This is a genomic window from Dapis purpurea BLCC-M126 (assembly GCF_050015975.1).
Lineage (GTDB): Bacteria > Cyanobacteriota > Cyanobacteriia > Cyanobacteriales > Microcoleaceae > Trichodesmium.
On sequence record NZ_JBNHER010000253.1, the window covers coordinates 1 to 19635 of the forward strand.

Here is a 19635-nt window from a genome sequence, read left to right on the forward strand (position 1 = left end):
TTTCCGACCGCTCTCTTGGTCGATTGGATATGGCGAGGTTTCCTCGCCATCCCTCGACCGCTTTTTCCCCTATCCAAGGGGAGGCTTTAAACCACAATTATTTAATTAACAATTAATAATTAATAATTCGGTAAGAGGGAAAGGGTAAGGAGTATGGGGAGGGTGGGGAGATGGGGAGATGGGGAGATGGGGAGTTGGGGAGTTGGGGAGTTGGGGAGTTGGGGAGTTGGGGAGTTGGGGAGATGGGGCGATGGGGAGATGGGGAGATGGGGAGTTGAGGAGATGGGGAGATGGGGAGAAATTGAAATACATCTCTGTGTTGAGGGAAAGACTTGAGATTTTATTAATAAATAATTATCTGAACTTGATATTGCCGAGGAAATGGAGGAAAGTATTTTTTTGATAATTATCAGGAATTACACACCCAACCAAAAAACCGGGTTTTTTACCCTGATTATTTTCAAATGAGGAACTTTACTAGAGAAATTCCCTTTCTGGGTAAGTCATAGTAATTTTTTTACGGTTTTGGTTGATTTTCTGGTGAAAAAGATTTTTATAGCGGCCGTCATTATTAGCGCTGGCATTCTCGCTCCTCTCAAGTTTAGTCACAACAAGAATTTAACTTCTGAGTTCTGACTTCTAACTTCTGACTTGAGCTATATAATGCCATTTTATAATTTGGCCAATGGCTAACTTTCCAGAAATACTTATAGATGTTAACTAGCGATTTACTATTAGCTAAAATTCCTAGGGTTTGAGTTTCCCATATTTATCAACTTCCGACTAAAACTGGAGTTTAGACTACCGAAGAATTTTTGATGAAAAACATCTAAAAGTTAACAAAATTTTTTATCAAGAAAATTGAAAAATTTCTGAAGTGCAACATCTTTGACTGTAAAGATGAGGCGAAACACTCACTAATAGTTTTGTTCAACTCAAAGTAATAGGGCTTAAACAGGGAAAGAGTTTATACAATGTCGAATAATCAATCGCAAAGTATCAGTTTGCTAGAAATTGCAAATCAACTGAAGATAGAAGGGAAATTCGAGGAGGCAATAGCTAATTTTCAAGCTGCTGTAGAAATTAATCCTGACTGTTTATTAGCATGGGAAGGTTTAGTTGAATCTTATCAAAAAGTCATTGAAAATGATCCTCAAAATTTAGAAAATTATCAAATTTTAGGAGATATTCTCAGAAAGCATGGTCAGCACCAACTGGCGATTGACTATTATCATAATGCGTTGAAAAATTTCCCAAAAAATGAATTTGCTTATGGGTTAATTGGGGATACTTACCGAGAAATTAATCAGTTTAATGAAGCGATTGATTATTATCAAAAGGGAATTGAGTTAAGTCCTGAGAATGTTTTGTTATATATCAGATTGGGGGGGATTTTAAAAGAGCAAAGAAATTTTAAGCAAGCTATTAGTTATTATCGACAGGCAATGGAGTTAAATCCTGATAATTCTTTAGTTTATATTGGGTTGGGAGATGTTTGTCGAGAACAGGGAAATTTAGAAGAGTCTATTACTTATTATCAGGATGGATTAAAACTAGAATTAAGTCCTGAGACTTTTTGGTTTTATATTAGATTAGGTGGAATTTTCAGAGACCAAGGAAATTTGGAGCAAGCTATTAGTTATTATCGACAAGCAATGGAGTTAAATCCAGATAATTCTTTAGTTTATATTGGGTTAGGAGATATTTGTAGAAAACATGGAAATTTAGAAGAGGCTATTATTTATTATCAGGATGGATTAAACAGAGAGTTTACCCCTGAGACTGTTTGGTTATATATCAGATTGGGGGCGATTTTCAGAGACCAAGGAAATTTGGAGCAAGCTGTTAGTTATTATCGGCAGGCAATGGAATTAAATCCTGATAATTCCTGGATTTATATTGGATTAGGAGATATTTATAGAGAACAGGGAAATTTAGAAGAGGCTATTGTTTATTATCAGGATGGATTAAACAGAGAGTTAAGTTGTAAAAATGTTTGGTTATATATCAGACTAGGGGGAGCTTTTCGAGCCCAAGGAAATTTGGAGAAAGCTGTTAGTTATTATCAGCAGGCAATGGAATTAAAACCTGATAATTCATGGGTGGATATTGGATTAGGAGATGTTTGTAGAGAACAGGGAAATTTAGAAGAGGCTATTGTTTATTATCAGGATGGATTAGAAGCTCTTCCCCAAGATTATTGGTTACATATAAAATTGGGTGAAGTTTTTAATCAAGTTGGCAATTTTGCCGGAGCAATTACTGTTTATAAAAAAGCAATTAAATTACAACCAGAAAATTGGGTTGGTTATAAAAATTTAGTTACAGTTAATACGAATATAGGTGATATTAAGGCTGCTTTAGAAACTTATGAAGCTGCGATGATTTTTCATTCTAATAATCCTAGTATATATGTTAATTTAGCAAATTTTTATCTCAATCATTTGCAAAATTTTGAGGCTGCTTTAAGTAATTACGAGAAAGCATTGAAACTAGACTCAAAGAATTTACCTGCTTCTGTAGGTAAAGGTAAAGTCTTAGTTAAATTAGGGAGATTTGAGGCAGCCAGAAAATTATTTGGTGAGTTGGCAGAAAAGTTTCCGGAGCAAACTTTGGGTTGGGAAAATTTAGCTAAGGTTGCTGAACAACAAAAAAAGTGGAAGGTTGCATTGGAAAGGTGGGAAATAGCGATCGGTAAATTTCCTGAAAATTTGTCTTTTTATGTTGCCCAAGGTAATGTATTAATTGAGTTAGCTAGGTTTAAGGAAGCAGAAGTTGTATTTAATGATGTATTAGAAAAATTCCCCTATCAATCTGATGGTTTCTGTGGTTTAGCTTGGATATTAGAAAGGCAGCAAAATTGGGAGTTAGCATTAACTAAGTGGCAAGAAGTAATTGAAAAGTTTCCTAAACACATTCTTGCTTATATCCGTTGCGGTGAGATTTTGATGAAGTTGGAAAAATTGGCAGAAGCAGAGTCAATTTTTCAGGAATTGTCGCAATATTCTAGTGAAGGTTATCTCGGTTTAGGTCATTTATATTTTCGTCAATCCAAATATCAAGCAGCCATTGATAATTATCAAAAAGCCAGTAGTTCGGGAATATTTTTATCTGCTTATCCTCACCTCTGTCGATGTTTTTTGACTATTGGCAATCTAGATAAGATTAACGAATTTGTAGATGATTTTATCGCTAAAAAATATCTATTTAATCAACATCGCCTGATTAATGAAATTGTTGAAGCTTGTGAATTAGCTGCTAATGGTAAATTAGATCGGGCATGGAATCTTTATCAGATTAATTTAGAAAGTTGTCGAGATTTTTATGGCAAGAATTTACTAGAAGGTTTGCAATATAATCACCTTGTCTTTATTTTATCTGTCTTAAGTATAGTTCGTTCTTGTTTAGCTAATAATCAACCTGAATTCGTTGAAAATATAATTGATTTTGTGCATAAAAACCAGAAAATATTTATAATTCAACATATTACTTTGTCAATGATTTACCTCTATTTGGGGGTTGATTCTGCAAGTGCTAAAAAATCTAAACAAGCAATTTCACATCTGCAAAATAGCCTATTATTAAATCCTGATAATCAGTCTTGCTTACCTCTAATCAAAACTAATTTACAACAACATAATCATCTCACAGGCAAGATGCCCAAATTAGTTAATTTATCTAATAGCAAGATAGCTATTATGATTATTTCCTGCAAAAAAAATCTTGATAAAATCAAAATTTTGAGAGAAAAATTATATCAAAAAATCAACTTGCCCTACTTTTTTGTAATTGGGGAACCAGAATTAAGTTCTGATTGGCAAAATGAGGGAGATATTTTATATGTCAAATCTCCTGATAATTATGAATCTTTACCTCTCAAAGTTTTCCAAGTATTTCAATATTTCCATTGTTGTTTTGATTTTCAGGGAGTGTTGAAGTTAGATGATGATACCTGGATTAAAGATATGCCAAGATTTTTAGAATTAATAGATTGGCTGTCAACAGAATCTGCCCAGGATTATATGGGTAATACTATAGGATATTCTATCGGTAGGTCTTGGCATTTTAATAAATGTGAATCTAAATCTGTTGATAAAACTCCTTATGATTTGCCATTTTTGGCGCGGTGGTGTGATGGTGGAAGTGGATATTTTCTGTCTCGAAAAAGTCTGAAGATTTTGTCTGAATATACGATGAAATATCCTGGTTGTTTCCGTGGAGAATTGTATGAGGATGTATTAGTCGCAAAGATTTTATATTTGAATGGTATTAAACCTTATGATTTTAATTTAGTTCAGTTAGGAATTATTTCTGGTGATATTCAGCCAAATTTACAAGAGTTAGATGCAGAAGTTATCTTAAAAGAAGGGCGAGAAGCTGCTAAACAAGGAAATTTCCAAGTTGCTATTGATAAGTTTCAGAAGGCAATTAAAATTGAACCAGATCGACCACTAAAAGTTTATAAAAGTTTGAGTCAGTTTTTTGTCAAAACAAATCAAATGGAGAGAGCAAGCGCTGTCTTAAAAGCAACAATAGATAGATTTCCTGAAGATGCTAGTGTTCATCTAAAATTGGGAAATATTTTAGCCGATCAAGGAGAAACTGAATCTGCTCTAAAATATTATAGTCGGGCAATAGAAATAGACCCTAATCAACCACCAAGAATTTATCGTACCTTAAAATTACAAGTATTTCGAGTCTTAAAGTTTGAGGAACTAGGGTTAGCTTATTTACCAATTCCTAAATGTGCTAGTACCACTATCAAGCATATTTTTTACTCCTTAAAATTTAACCAAGAATATTCTGAATCTATAGAACAAATTCATCAGTTCTGGTATCCCTATACTGATGTTTTAGAGCATCTCAAAAATTTAGATAGGTATGTCAAATTTACTGTAATTCGTGACCCAGTTAAGCGACTATTATCTTGTTATAAAAATCTTGTATTACATTATAAAATATTTTGGTTAAAGCCAGTTCAAGGAAAAGTTCAAAATGTTGGCTTACAACTAGAACCAGATATTAACTGTTTTGTGGAAAATTTAGAAAATTACTTTCAATTTTCTGATGATATTATTCATCATGCTTTACCTCAGAACAAATATATAGGTAAAGACCTTGGTATTTATGATTTTATTTGCCCAATTGAAAATTTAGAAAATCTCAGACAAATAATTTCTCAAAAGGCAAAGGTTGAAATAGAATTTCCCAGACTTCAAACTGCGGGTCCGAAAATAACTCTCAAAGATTTAACAGAGAAATCTTTGACAAAATTGATAGAATTTTATGCAGAAGATTATCAATTATTACAAAATTTTTATTCTGTTGATGCTATTTGGCGAGAGTATAAAAATGAGTAATGAGTAATGAGTAAGGAGTAATGAGTAATGAGTAAGGAGTAAGGAGTAAGGAGTAAGGAGTAAGGAGTAATGAGTAATGAGTAAGGAGTAATGAGTAAGGAGTAAGGAGTAATGAGTAAGGAGTAAGGAGTAATAAGTAAAATCAAGCCCGAAGATGAAGGTTTAAAGCCTCTTCATTCATAAAGAAAAATTCTTGCGTATTCATCATTTTTTGAATCCTCTGACTTTCCTGCTCATGCTGCGCAAACAGGCAGAGGTATTACTTATTACTTATTACTTAACACTTATTACTTGTGAACTATTATTTGATTACTTTTGAATTTTGAATTTTTACTTAAAAAAAATATGTCTTTAAATTTTGAATCAGTTTTAATTGTCACCTATGGTAGAAGTGGCTCAACTTTACTCCAAGGTATTTTGAATAATATTGACGGAGTTTTAGTCAGAGGCGAAAATAATAACTTTATTTATGGATTATATGAAGCTTACAAAAAATTGATAGATACTCGTAATCATCAATATGCTTCTCAAGCTAATCATCCTTGGTATGGAGCAGGAGAAATAAATCTAGAATTATTTTTAGATTACTGTCAGCAAATGGTTAGGAATCTTTTATTAGCTGACAAAAAAAACGATCAAAATATCGTCTGCTATGGATTTAAAGAAATTCGATATTTTGAAGTCTATCAACAACAAAAAGATATTGCTGATTACTTAGACTTTCTCGCTAAAATTTTTCCCAAACCTGCTTTTATTTTCAATGTGAGAAATCTAGATGATGTCTTAAAAAGTGGTTGGTGGGTAAATAGCGATCTAGCAGAATCTAGAAATGAACTAATGAAACTTGAAACCGCTTTTCATACCTATAAAAAAGCTCACCCAGAGAATAGTTTTCTAATTTCCTACGAGGAAGTAGTTTCACAATCAAGTAATTTTAAATTATTATTTGATTTTTTGGGTGCTGAATATCCAGAAAATATTGATAAAATTTTATTAACTCCTCACAGCTACGGGCAGAAAAATATTCAGACTTATCAAAATTTTATGCTTAAACTAACACCTGCATCTTTATATAGTCACTTATTTTCTGTCTGTAAAATTGATAATGTGCCAAACAAGATATTACCTGGTGAAAAATTTAATCTTGCTGGTGTAATCATTCCCACAAATAATCAAATTTCTGTATCAGCAATATATACAATTTGTTCTGGTCAAGTAATTCAAGCAGAACTAGGCTTAACCTCTCCAGTATATGGCGATAAATATCCTGGAGTTAATGTTAGTAAAAATGCTCGTTTTAAATTTGAAAATATTATTATTAATGAGTCAGCAAAATTAAATATTTTTGTAGAAATAAATAATCATCAAAAAATGGAAATAGCTACACTTTATATATATTAAACAGCGGTTAGGAATTAGCAATCAGTAAGGAGATCATCTGGATTGGTTAAGTACAGCTTTCCAATCCTTTGAAAAGAATTTATATTATGTCTGGTTAAATAATGATTATTTAAGGTATTAGGAGAGTAGAAAAGTGAGAATTAGGAGATATTGGAAGATGGGGCTCTAGGGAATGTTTTCAAATTTTTTTATGTAACACCGTTAGAGATGTTAGTTATGAGACTTTGTTGATTTTTTCTTGAGCAACGAACCTGCAAAACCAACTCCTAACAAACCTATAACTATGGAAGGTTCTGGAACATCTTCAGTGTCTTGAGCTGGAGGTTCTGCCAAGATACCTCCATCTATGATTGGTTCAGGAACATCTTGAGTGTCTCCATCTGAAGTATCTCCATCTGAAGTTCCGCCATCCGAAAAACTTTTTGCCTGAATAAACACAGCAGAATCCCAACCTTGATCCTTCGTATCAGCAATCGCTAGTTTAATAGTATGAGAACCAGAAGCTAATCCTAGTGCTTGTGCAGTAAAAACATTAGTAAAACCATCATATTCTATATCAAAAAATGGTCCACCATCACTGGGATCGTTGTTGTTGAAAAATTCTGAGTTACTACCATTAGTTTCTAGATTTTTACCCCCATTAACTGTATTGATGGCAACTGGAGTAGTTGTACCAGGAATTAAGGCAATATTCTCTCCATTTAGGAAGAAACCGAAGACATCATTAAACTTACTATCCACAAATTCGTTATATTCCTCCGATGCAAATACATAATTGAAGAAAACATTACCCCCTTGAGTTTCAAACTCAAATTCCAGAATAGTTGCGTCCTTTGTTTTTTCTGTAATTAACCCATCTAAATCTGGATCTCCACGATAATTATTCTCGGTGGTTGTTTTATCTAAATCATTAGGGCCTTCAGCATCCTTTGCTTTTCCTGTAGTCAAGATAATACCTTGATCTATCCCAATTCCAGATGATAATCCATCTGTGAAAATTCCTGAAGCACCATTTGCACCTCTATAGTTGATGGAATCTAGGTCAATAGTAATTCCACTTCCCAGAATCTCATTTACTAAAGCTTCCCCATTATTGTTGGGAGTTATAGAAATCGCCTGAGCTATAGTTGCTCCACTCAAGGACATAAAAGCTGTACTGGCAACAGCTATTGAAAGTTTCTTGAAAAATTTTGAAGTAGTCATACCCTAATTAGTCCTTAAAAATAAAATTTTTTATGTGTAATTTTTCGGTTTTATCAAGTGATATTGATCTTGAGAATATATGAAATTTATCTATATAAATTAGTAAATTAGTGAAACATAACTGAAAATTATGTGAGTTATTCCCGTCAGTATTTTTTCCTTTCTAGCATATGTACGGAGAAACTGGATTACTTTTGAGTGAAGATTAAGTAACTTTACTGAATCTTCATAATCGGCTATTAGTTTTATTTTACTATTGTGATATATCCTTTCTAGGATAAATATGGAGAAACCGGATTACTTTTGAATTAATTTTGATAACTTTACCGAATCTTCATAATCGAGTATTGATTTGATTGTAATATAGTAGTATATCGTTTCTAGCATCAGGAGCGGGAGTTATAGAAATTCCCTGAGTTAGAGTTCATTCTGCCAGAGTTATTGAAAGTTTCTTGATTAATTTTGAAATAGCCATAGACTGATTTTTTCACAGTATAATTACTTATGTTTTTCACTATAAATTTATCAACTTTTCTCAGTGAATTCAGGCATTTTCTGAATAAATAACAATATTTCACCAAATCTTTAAAAAAAACCCCTCTAATATGAAGATTTGATAAAGTACCAGAGTTTGCTATTGACCTATCATGGCAGATGTGGTTATGATTTTTTGCTAAAGTCAAAAGTCAAAAATCAGACTTGATAGACTCAAAGCTTTGACGCTACTTCCCCTCCGCGATCAAACTACGTTTCGCTTGCGTGATAGAACTCCGTTCCGATTCGCGATGGAACTCCGTTCCGCTTCACGAAAGCTTTTCCTTAACATTTGCCAGTAACTAAAAGGACAGATTATATTAATATTTAGTTAAAAAATGTTAATAATTATCCCATGTCCTCTAAAAAAACTATACAAAAATCAAAAATTGTGGTATGTGGTGCAGGTATTGGTGGCCTAACGGCAGCAGCTTTACTGGCTCATAGAGGCTACGAAGTCCAGATATTTGACCAAGCTATAATTCCCGGTGGCTGCGCCTCAACCTTCAAACGGCGTGGTTTTACTTTTGATGTCGGTGCAACTCAAGTAGCAGGTTTGGAACCTGGTGGCATCCATCACCGGATTTTCTCAGAATTGGAAATGGACATCCCGAATGCTACCCATTGCGACCCTGCCTGCGCCGTATTTCTTCCGGGCGAAACCGAACCCATCAACGTTTGGCGCGACCCCCAAAAATGGCAGGAAGAAAGACAACGACAATTTTCTGGTAGCGAACCCTTTTGGCAATTAATGACAAAACTGTTTGAGGCAAGTTGGAAATTTCAAGGTCGCGACCCAGTTTTGCCACCCCGAAACATTTGGGATCTGTGGCAGTTAGTAAAAGCAGTGCGCCCCTATACTCTAATTACAGTGCCATTTACTTTAATGACAGTGGCGGATGCGTTACGGTTATATGGCTTAAATGATAATCTACGGTTGAAAACTTTTCTAGATTTACAACTGAAACTTTACTCCCAAGTTGGTACGGAGGAAACAGCTTTACTTTACGCTGCGACTGCTTTAGCTGTTTCTCAAGCTCCTCAAGGTTTGTACCATCTAGAGGGAAGTATGCAGGTTTTGAGCGATCGCCTAGTTGCAGCTCTAGAAAGAGATGGAGGAAAGTTATTGATGGGTCATACTGTTGAACATATATATACAGATAATGACAAAGCTAATGCTGTTAGAATTAGAAATCAGAAAACAGGAGAAACTTGGGTAGAAACTGCTGACCATGTTGTGGCAAATGTCACTGTGCAAAACTTAGTAAAATTAGTGGGAGATGAAAATCAACCACAAACCTCATACCCAATGACTGGTTACAAACGCCGAGTTGATAAACTCCCATCTCCCTGGGGTGCATTTGTGGTGTATTTGGGAGTCGATGAAAGTGCTATTCCGGCAAACTGCTCGCCCCACTTGCAATTTTTCTACGATTATGACGGCCCTATTGGGGAAAATAATTCTTTGTTTGTGTCAGTGAGTCATCCGGGAGATGGTCGCGCCCCCACTGGTAAAGCAACAATTACTGCTTCAAGTTTTACCGATACTCAGATTTGGCGACATTGCCAAGATTATCAGGAGTTGAAACAGAAATATACGGAGGAAGCGATCGCTCGCTTGAGTGAATATTTTTATTTAAAACCAGAAACAATAGTTCATCAGGAAGCTGCTACACCTCGTACTTTTGTCAAATTTACGGCTCGGGATGAAGGTATTGTTGGTGGTGTTGGTCAGCGTCTTGCAACTTTCGGGCCATTTGGAATTGCTAATCGGACTCCAATTCAGGATTTGTGGTTAGTGGGAGATTCGACTCATCCGGGAGAGGGTACGGCAGGAGTATCTTATTCAGCATTGACTGTGGTGCGACAAATTGAGGCTGAGGAATGATTTACACCTGAAGTTATAACTCAAAAGTCAAAAGTAAGAATTTAAATTCTAACTGTGACTAAATTTGAGAGTTTCAAAATGTTCTAACAGTAATGGTAACTTATATATCATGCCCGGTTGAATAGTTATAATTAAAGCTAGTAGTTTTGCTCTAGTAATTAAGATAGATATTTCACTTGCTCAAGCAAAACTACTGGACTGACACAGAAGTGTATTAGGGCGGGTTCATTTGAAAACCGAACCCGCTCCTACTATTGCAAAATTTTAGGTGTGTCATACTACTACAAACAAAAATTTTTTCATCGCTTATTATCTGGAGATAATATTAGATCACTTGTCATTTGAAATTTCTCAATTCTAATTCCCGTTCTACTAAACTTACCCAAACTTACCCACGCGCGAACCCATGAACTTTGGAGCTAGCTTCCTGTTTCCTTGAGAATCACCGACCGCAGTCTGCAACCTTCTTCTCTCCACAGGCTTAACATCGCTTGGAACTCAAGCTACTGATATATATAGTTTTCCAAATTGACGGCAGCATTAAAATCTCTCTGAGCAGTGAAACCACATTCACTACATTTATAAGTTCTCACATTCAACGGCATTTTTTGTTGATACCCACAGTTTGAACATATTTGAGAACTTGGATAAAATCTAGGAGCTATGACTAATTCACTACCATACCATTCACATTTGTATGTAAGTTGACGCTTGAACTCATAAAACCCACAGTCTGCTATGGCACTTGCTAGTTTATGGTTTTTGAGCATTCCACTAACATTCAAATCCTCTATCACTATGGTGCTGTGGTTCTTAGCTAACCATGTTGTGAGTTGATGGAGTTTGTCTGCTCTGATATCAGATACTCTTTTGTGAGTTTTGGCTAATCTTTGAACAGCTTTGGCTCTGTTTTTGGAGCCAAGCTTCTTTTTGCTGACACGGCGTTGAGCACGAGTTAGCCGTTTTTTTGCTTGCTGATAGGCTTTAGGGTTGGCAAAGGGTGTGCCATCGCTACAAGTTGCTAGAGTATTTATGCCTACATCTACACCGATAACATCTCGTTTCTTGGCAGTATGCGTTGGTTCATTCTCATATTTAAAGCTGATGTACCAATTATCTGCGCGTTTAGATATTCTCACATTTTTTACTGGTACAGATGGTAAGATTTCGTGACTTTTTACTATTCCGATTCTGGGTAGTTTGATATAATTTCCTTGCACAATCTTAATACTGCCTTCTAAATAGAAGCTATCTTTTTTCCCTTTTTTCTTAAACTTAGGGAATCCACGTCCTTGAATAGTTAAAAAGTTTCTAAATGCTCTATCTAAGTCTCTCAATGCCTGTTGAGGGGCACATTTTGAAACTTCATAATACCAGGGATTTTGACTTTTAACTTCAGCTACTAAACGTTTATGTAAGGTGATAGCACTAGGGCATTTCTTTGTTTGTTCGTATTCAGAAATGGAAGTTGCTAATCCCCAATTATAAGCATGACGGGCTACACCTGCGTGTTTAGCAAGTATTGTTTTTTGTTTGTTGTTAAGTTTTAATTTCGTCTTTATTGATTTGCACAATGGGTACTATACCTCAAATAAATCTATGACATTGATTCTATTATATGACAAAGAATGTCTATTTATGTACAATTTTGTCCAATTATTTGACTTCAGTAGTTAGTCCTAACTAGTGAGTTAAATCACACAGAAGCTTTAAAATCGTCACCTGAAAAGCCTACTATGCTCATCATAATTACTGATGTGCTTCATTAATTTACTAAGACAAATTTCACATATTCTGAGGATAGGTATCACTGCTTCAACTCAAAAAATCAAATATATTAATAGTATGACGAACTCAAGGAAATTTTAAAGATGACAAATTACGGAGAAATCAGTTACTTAATTGATGCTATCATTTCATACGATTTAGAGCGTAGTAGGTGTAAACAACCGCAGAAAATTAACTTATCTGAGAAAACGCAGATTATCAATGATGAAATGATTGACAAATATCTTCCTTGTTTTAGTCGAGATCGCCAGCTTTAAGGTAACTTTAAAGATGTCTTTATTTGCTTTTCAATGTCAAACATTGATATAGCAGGCAACAGTAGGAAAACATTTCCCCATCTTCGATGTAGGGAGTATTTCCTGCTCAATAGGAACAGGAACAAGTAGTGAAAGGGGGTGAATATTTATAATTCATCTCTAGATTATCCAACGCCAATTATAGTATTTCATAGCAATTACAGCAGTAGTTTGACAGATATAAAATGTTGCAATAGTAGCGGCGGGTTTTAGTTAATATTAATCATATCAACATTCAATAGAATAAACCCGCAACAACGATTTAACACTATAGAGAAATGTTAATTATTTGGTAAATTTCTTGGGGGTATTTCTCGACCTTGATAAAACCGTTTTTCCAATTCACTTAACCCCAACCAAGAAACAACTCCAACAGGCAAACTTAAAATTAAAAAAATCATCAACATCATATTCAAATCATCTAATATTAATAGTAATAAAAGGATAACTACCCACATAACTGAAGTAGCAAGTATTACCCCAACTTTTATTCGTTGTAATTTTTTTAAAGCAGTGCGACAACTACTACATTTTTTGGTATGAGAATGATATCTGTCTAATAATATTTCTGAGGAAATAGCAGGACTTAAAGTCGCATCAGGAAATAATTGAGCATTATATTTATTTACCCAAGAACGCAATTCAAATACAAATAAATCTGCCTTTGTAGGTAAATAAAAAGCTTTAGAAAAATTAGCACTACCACCCTTCGCTTCTAAATATCGTTCTTGATAATGTAAAAATATTTGGTCATCTTCCAATACCCCATTTTGGCCGATATGAGAATACCAACGCGGGCTTAATTTAATAAAAAATTTCGGTAAGGGAGAAGAAAATTTAAAAGGAAAACGGGCAAATAAACGGCATTCTCCTTTACGAATAGGTGTTGCATATACAACTGTTAATGTACGACCAAATTGTTTAGAAGTAAGGTCATGCCACATCATTGCAGGAGCAATAAAATTAGTTTCTTGTCTTCCCAAAGTTCCTTTTCTCGGACCTTCTTCCCAGACTCCTTTAAAACCCCATTTTCCAGATTCTACTACTTCTAATTCTACCGGAGCAACATTAGCGCGGTTGCCCACAGTACGATGATGAGTGTAAGGAATATGACTAGCATCTAAAACATTTTCCATTAATGTTAAAGCATCATAAGGTAAATCTCGAAAAGTATTTAAACAAACCCATTCATTAGAATTTTCATCTAAAACATCAACTGTAGGAATAGGTGTTTGAACAGCATTTTCTACTTTTCCTGCATAGACAAATAAAAGACCTTGACAGACTTTTGTAGGCAGAGATTTAACTTTTGCTCTTAATGATTTTTCTGCCTCTCCTCCTGGAGTTTGCTGAGGAATAATTTCACAGTTTCCTATGCCAGAAAATGCCCAACCATGATAGGGGCATTCTAAACATCCAGCTTCATTAATTCTACCTTGAGAAAGGGGTGATAAACGATGAGGACATTGATCTTCAAATACGCGCCACTGATTGTTTTTTTCTTCCCACCAAATCACAATATCTAGTTCTAATAATGTAAATGGTGTAGGTTTAGTTTTGTCCAAGTCTTCTACATAATGAACTGGATACCAAACTTCTTGCCAATCAAAATATTCTGGGTCTTTTCCACCTGCACTTAAAGGGGTATTTTGGGAATTTTTTACAGGGTTAGTAATCATCAGATTATTAATTATTTTAGTTAAGCTACTCAATATTATATAGGTTTATGTACAAGGCAGAAGCGAGAATTAATCAGTTATTATACCTTTTTACTATTATCCTGGGGCAGCTTTCATTTGTAATAGACATATCCGATAATTAAAAATCAAATCAATCCGATACGCAGAAATCATTAATTCTTTTCCCCTACTCCCTACTCCCTCTTTTCCGGAGAGGTCTAATATGTTAATATAATTTGTTATGAGGGTAATAATCTGGGTCGTCTAGTATCTCCATGCTGCAATAATGATAACTTTTCTAGATTGGCATAATTTTTGTTTATTATTGTGCATTTTTATGGCTTATTTTAATAGCTATTATAGTTGTTCATACTCTTGCATTAAGCAAATTATCAATCAAGGAGTTAGGGGAAGCTTTACCAATGGATAATTGATAATTAATTCATTTGGTTTAAAGCCTCTCTGTTTCAGTGAATAATTTCTAATTAGAAAGAGTTTTTATGATCCACTCTCCATTATTCATTAATCATATTTCCTGATATTCAATCCTCTCAGTTTTGAAGTAGCATTCAGCATTTTCAAGGTGTATAATGGGAGATACTCAAGAGAAGCCGCTCCGCGTCTACAAACCCCCAAAAAAGTGCACCACTAATTTTTTCGCTCCTTTGTGGGGGACTGTTACCCTTGATTTTTTAACTGACAGCTAAATGCTGTTTGGGTAGCATTCCGTAGGAAAAGCTAATAGCTAGTTAACCAGAAGTAATTATTCATGATTCATTATCAATTAATGAAAAAAATGTCTTTATAACTTCGAGTATAAAAAAATATTGAATATTTTATCCTAAAAATATTAGTTATGATTGAAAATAAGAATAAAAAAATGAAAAAACTCTTTTCCTCCATTTCTCTTCGCAGAGTTTTTGTTATCCCATTTCTTCTCCAAATTGTTTCGGCGGTTGGAATTGTTAGTTATCTGTCATTTAAAAATGGTCAGAAAGCGATCCGTGAAATAACCCAAGAACTGCGGGAAGAAATTACCTCAAGAGTAACGCAGTATGTTGGTGACTATCTTGAAATTCCTCACACTCTCAATACATTGAATGATTCTGCTTTCAATATCAATATTCTCAATGTCAATAATCCTGAAAAAATCAGAGATTACTTTTGGAAACAAGTTAAATTAACTCCAAAAATTAATACCATTCAAATTGGCATACACGAACAAGAAAAGTATATTGGAGTAGGACGAACGGATGAAAAATTAGTCTACAAGATATCCGATCCATTAACCACTCAACGAGAGTTCCAATCCTATGCGATCGATGAGGCAGGTCGTCCCACGAAAAAAGTTAGTGGTCGTCCTAACTATAAAATGCTATTACGACCATGGTATCAAGAACCATTTGAATCTGAAATTTCTATATGGAGTCTTTATATTTTCTTCTCTCATAAAACCTTGGGGATGACACTCTCAAAACCTGTTTATAACGAATTGGGAAAATTATTGGGTGTAACGGGAATTGATATTACTCTCGAAGAAATAGGTGATTTTCTCAAAAATTTACGCGTTGGTCGAACGGGAAAAATTTTTATTGTCGAACGCAATGGCAATATTGTTGCTTCTTCGACACAAGAACAGCCATTTCAGAGCCAAGGAGAAGATTTAGTCCGTCTTAATGCAACCAATAGTCAAATTCCGACGATCCAAGAAACAGCAAATTATTTACAAAATCATTTTGGCGATTTAAACAAGATTCAAAAATCTCAACATCTCGAATTTATTATCAATGATAAACGCCATTTTCTCCAAGTTACTCCTTTTGAAGATCCTAAAGCCAAGGGTTTGGACTGGTTAATTGTTGTGATTATTCCAGAAGCAGATTTTATGGCACAAATTAATCAGAATACGCGAACAACAATCATTCTTTGTATGATTGCATTGATTATTGCTGCCGCAATAGGAATTTTAACAGCTCGTTGGGTGACTCGTCCTTTAATTGCCTTAAACCAGGCAGCTAAAGATATCGCTCAAGGTAAATGGGAACGTACCGTTCATTTTGAACGTGATGATGAATTGGGAGAATTAGCTCAATCATTCAATAGTATGGCTGGTCAATTAAAAGAATCTTTTCAAGCCCTCGAAAAAACCAATGCTGAACTTGTAGTTGCCAAAGAAAAAGCCGAAGTTGCAAATCAAGCGAAAAGCAGATTTATTGCTAATATGAGTCACGAGTTGAGAACTCCATTAAATGCCATCCTGGGCTTCACCCAAATTATGACCCGTTCCCGAACCCTTCCCCGCGACTACCAAGAAAACTTTGCTATTATCTCTCGCAGTGGAGAACACCTCCTCACTCTCATTAACAACGTTCTTGAATTCTCCAAAATTGAGGCTGGTAAAATCACCCTCAACGAAAAGAACTTCGACCTTTACCAACTCCTTGACGACATCCACGATATGTTCCAACTCAAAGCTGATGGAAAAAGGTTGCAACTGTTACTCGAAAGAGAAGAAACTATGCCACGTTACCTACGCACCGATCAAGTGAAACTGCGCCAAGTCCTCATCAATCTGCTGAATAATGCCATCAAATTCACCGAAGTAGGAGGTGTTACCCTGCGAGCGACCCCTATCGAAACCCCAGATAGTTCTGAGTTCAAACGAATATCCTTTGCTGTCGAAGATACCGGAGTTGGAATTGCCCCCGAAGAACTCGACAAACTCTTTGAAGCCTTCGTCCAAACTGAAACTGGCAAACAAGCACAAGAAGGAACAGGGTTGGGCTTGCCCATCTCCCGCAAATTCGTGGAGTTGATGGGTGGGGATATCCAAGTCACCTCTCAAGTAGGAAAAGGCACAACCTTCAGTTTTGAGATTCAAGTCGAAGAGGTGGCGTCTGAAGCCGTAGGAAGCCAAAAACCAAAACGGAGAGTTATCGCTCTCGCTCCCGATCAACCCCGCTATCGCATCCTGATAGTTGATGATAAAATCCTGAATCGACAACTGTTAGTAAAATTGCTTAATCCCCTTGGATTTGAACTCAAAGAAGCCAGCAACGGCAAAGAAGCTATCGAAATTTTCGAGTCATGGCAACCCCATTTGATTTGGATGGATATGCGGATACCTGTGATTGATGGTTACGAAGCAACCAAAAAGATCAAAGCCACAACCGAAGGACAAGCGACGGCAATAATAGCCTTAACAGCAAGTGTTCTGGAAGAAGAAAAAGGGGGAATCTTGTCCGCAGGGTGTAATGCTTTTATGAGGCAGCCGTTTCGAGAGGAAGATATATTTGAGGCGATGCATGAACATATCGGAGTCGAGTTTATCTATGAAGAAGTGCAAGAGAAAGAAATCAAACTCACAAGGGAGATATTAACGCCAGAAAATTTAGGGACATTACCCGAAGAATGGCAAAGAGGATTAGAGGATGCAATTGTGAATTCAGATCGTAAAACAATGAATGGTATAGTGGAGAAAATTGCTCTGGAACACGAGGAGTTAGCAGAGGCTTTACAAAAATGTCTTTATAACTTCGAATATGAAAAAATCTTAAACATTTTATCTGAAAAACATTAGTTATGATTGAAAATAACGGTCGAATTATTGTTGTTGACGATACCCCAGCTAATCTGCATTTATTATCCAATCTTTTGGAGGAACATGACTATGAAGTTAGAGCTTTCCCCAGTGCTAAGTTGGCCTTAATGGGAATGAAAAATTTCCTGCCAGAGTTGATTTTATTAGATATTATGATGCCGCACATGAATGGTTATGAAATGTGTGAGTATCTTAAGAAAGATGAAAAATGGCGAGATATTCCGGTGATTTTTATCAGTGCATTGAACGAAATCTTTGATAAAATTCAAGCATTTAGCGTGGGGGGAGTGGATTATATTACTAAACCTTTACAAGCTGAAGAAGTTTTAGCTCGCGTTGACACTCATTTACAACTTTTTCGCTTGCGAGAAATGCTCCAAAAAACTAACTTTATTCAGTCTCAAAAATTAGCTCAACAAAATCGACAACTCAAAACACTCAATCAAGAACTGGAAAAAGCCAATCAAGAGCTTAAAGAGAAATATTTACAACTTGAAGAGGCACAACTCCAACTTGTACAAAATGAAAAAATGGTAAGCTTGGGGAATCTCGTAACTGGAATTGCCCACGAAATAAATAATCCCCTTGGGTTTATTGGTGGCAATGTTAGGGCGGCACAAGAGCATCTGAAAAATTTATTGGCAGGACTTTCTCTTTATCGCGAACATTCTCATCTTGATAATGAAATTGTTGCCGAACTGGAAGAACTCGACCTAGAATTTGTTGCTGAAGACTTCCCAAAACTGATTGCATCAATTCAAAGTGGATACGATATAATTCGCAATATCAGCACATCTCTGCGAACACTTGGTCGCACGGATAACGACCATAAAACCGAGTTTAATTTGCACGATGGAATTGATAGCACCTTGTTAATCTTAAAATATCGTATCAAAGCCAATAAAAACCGTCCCGCCATTGAAATTATTAAAAATTACGGTAATATGCCACCAGTAAAATGCTATGTGGGGAAACTAAATCAAGTATTTATGAATATTTTGGCGAATGCGATTGATGCTTTAGATGAAAGCAATGCTGGAAAAACCTTTCAACAAATAGAAAAAGAACCAAATCAAATTACTATTAGAACGAAATTAAGCGAGGATAAAGATAAAGCGATAGTGCAAATTTCTGACAATGGAGTGGGAATACCAGAAGACGTAAAAGGAAAAATATTCCAGCAAGGATTTACGACTAAAGAAGTGGGTAAAGGAACAGGTTTGGGGATGGCGATCGCTCATCAAATAGTCACAGAAAAACATGGTGGTAAGATTATCTGTAATTCAACAGTTAGGCAAGGTACAATTTTTACAATCATTATTCCTATATAAAATTTTACCGAATAATTAATAATTGTTAATTATTAATTAAATAATTTAGGTTAAAAGCGTCCCTTTTCAAGGGGAAAAAGCAGTCGTCTCGGCTATCCCCGACATGAATGCGGAGCATTCCGTACGAAGGGAAAACCTACGTCGAGATTAAAAACAATCCCAATTGCATTAGAATCAGAACTGAATTAAGCGAAGACCTCAAGAATGTAATCGTGCAAATTTCTGACAATGGAGTGGGAATACCAGAAGAGTTCAAGAATTGAGAATTAAGAATTTAGAATTACCTCTTCTTTTCAAGGAGAGGATTGACGAACAGGAAAATTTTGATTTATTATCCCCTTAAAAGGGGAGGCTTTAAACCACAATATTTCGGTAAGAGCGAAAATATTCGAGCAAGGATTTACTACCAAAGGAGTAGGCAAAGGAACGGGTTTGGGGATGGCGTTCGCGAAGCGTTGCGTTAGCAGTATCGCTCATCAAATAGTCACAGAAAAACATGGTGTTCATTAATTGATAATTGATAATGGATAATTGATAATTACCTCTGGTTAAAA

At 35.3% G+C, this 19635-nt stretch carries 10 protein-coding genes; 6 read left to right on the forward strand and 4 right to left on the reverse strand.

The window, feature by feature from the left end; genetic code table 11:
- Window positions 1-153: 153 nt before the first annotated feature.
- From ACP6PL_RS22510 to ACP6PL_RS22520, 3 genes are all read left to right on the forward strand, one after another.
- A complete protein-coding gene (locus ACP6PL_RS22510) occupies window positions 154-336 on the forward strand; it encodes a hypothetical protein (RefSeq protein WP_426547517.1) in 183 nt (60 codons plus the stop codon).
- A gap of 638 nt (window positions 337-974) precedes the next feature.
- A complete protein-coding gene (locus ACP6PL_RS22515) occupies window positions 975-5360 on the forward strand; it encodes a tetratricopeptide repeat protein (protein ID WP_426547518.1) in 4386 nt (1461 codons plus the stop codon).
- 345 nt (window positions 5361-5705) lie between these two features.
- A complete protein-coding gene (locus tag ACP6PL_RS22520) occupies window positions 5706-6761 on the forward strand; it encodes a sulfotransferase (RefSeq protein ID WP_426547519.1) in 1056 nt (351 codons plus the stop codon).
- 210 nt (window positions 6762-6971) lie between these two features.
- On the opposite strand, the gene ACP6PL_RS22525 is transcribed toward ACP6PL_RS22520, so the two are convergent.
- A complete protein-coding gene (locus ACP6PL_RS22525; RefSeq protein ID WP_426547520.1) occupies window positions 6972-7964 on the reverse strand; it encodes a choice-of-anchor L domain-containing protein in 993 nt (330 codons plus the stop codon).
- A gap of 889 nt (window positions 7965-8853) precedes the next feature.
- On the opposite strand from ACP6PL_RS22525, the gene crtD reads away from it, so the two are divergent.
- Window positions 8854-10386 carry a C-3',4' desaturase CrtD gene (gene crtD, locus ACP6PL_RS22530; RefSeq protein WP_426547521.1) on the forward strand — a complete coding sequence of 511 codons (1533 nt, stop codon included), beginning with the start codon at window positions 8854-8856 and terminating at the stop codon, window positions 10384-10386.
- Window positions 10387-10889: 503 nt separating this feature from the next.
- On the opposite strand, the gene ACP6PL_RS22535 is transcribed toward crtD, so the two are convergent.
- Together ACP6PL_RS22535 and ACP6PL_RS22540 are read right to left on the reverse strand one after the other, a co-directional pair.
- Window positions 10890-11960, reverse strand: a complete 1071-nt coding sequence (locus ACP6PL_RS22535) for an RNA-guided endonuclease InsQ/TnpB family protein (RefSeq protein ID WP_426547522.1) — start codon at window positions 11958-11960, stop codon at window positions 10890-10892.
- A 791-nt stretch (window positions 11961-12751) separates the two neighbouring features.
- Complete coding sequence (locus ACP6PL_RS22540; protein ID WP_426547523.1) at window positions 12752-14149, reverse strand: aromatic ring-hydroxylating dioxygenase subunit alpha; 1398 nt, start codon at window positions 14147-14149, stop codon at window positions 12752-12754.
- Window positions 14150-15029: 880 nt separating this feature from the next.
- Between ACP6PL_RS22540 and ACP6PL_RS22545 the strand changes: the two genes are divergently transcribed.
- Both ACP6PL_RS22545 and ACP6PL_RS22550 read left to right on the forward strand, forming a co-directional pair.
- A complete protein-coding gene (locus ACP6PL_RS22545; RefSeq protein WP_426547524.1) occupies window positions 15030-17729 on the forward strand; it encodes an ATP-binding protein in 2700 nt (899 codons plus the stop codon).
- Window positions 17730-17731: 2 nt separating this feature from the next.
- The gene (locus tag ACP6PL_RS22550) at window positions 17732-19081 is read left to right on the forward strand and encodes a hybrid sensor histidine kinase/response regulator (RefSeq protein WP_426547525.1); all 1350 of its coding nucleotides are present in this window, start codon (window positions 17732-17734) and stop codon (window positions 19079-19081) included.
- Between the two features lie 354 nt (window positions 19082-19435).
- Here ACP6PL_RS22550 and ACP6PL_RS22555 read toward each other — a convergent pair.
- On the reverse strand, window positions 19436-19635 hold a 200-nt coding region (locus tag ACP6PL_RS22555), incomplete at its 5' end, for a hypothetical protein (protein WP_426547526.1).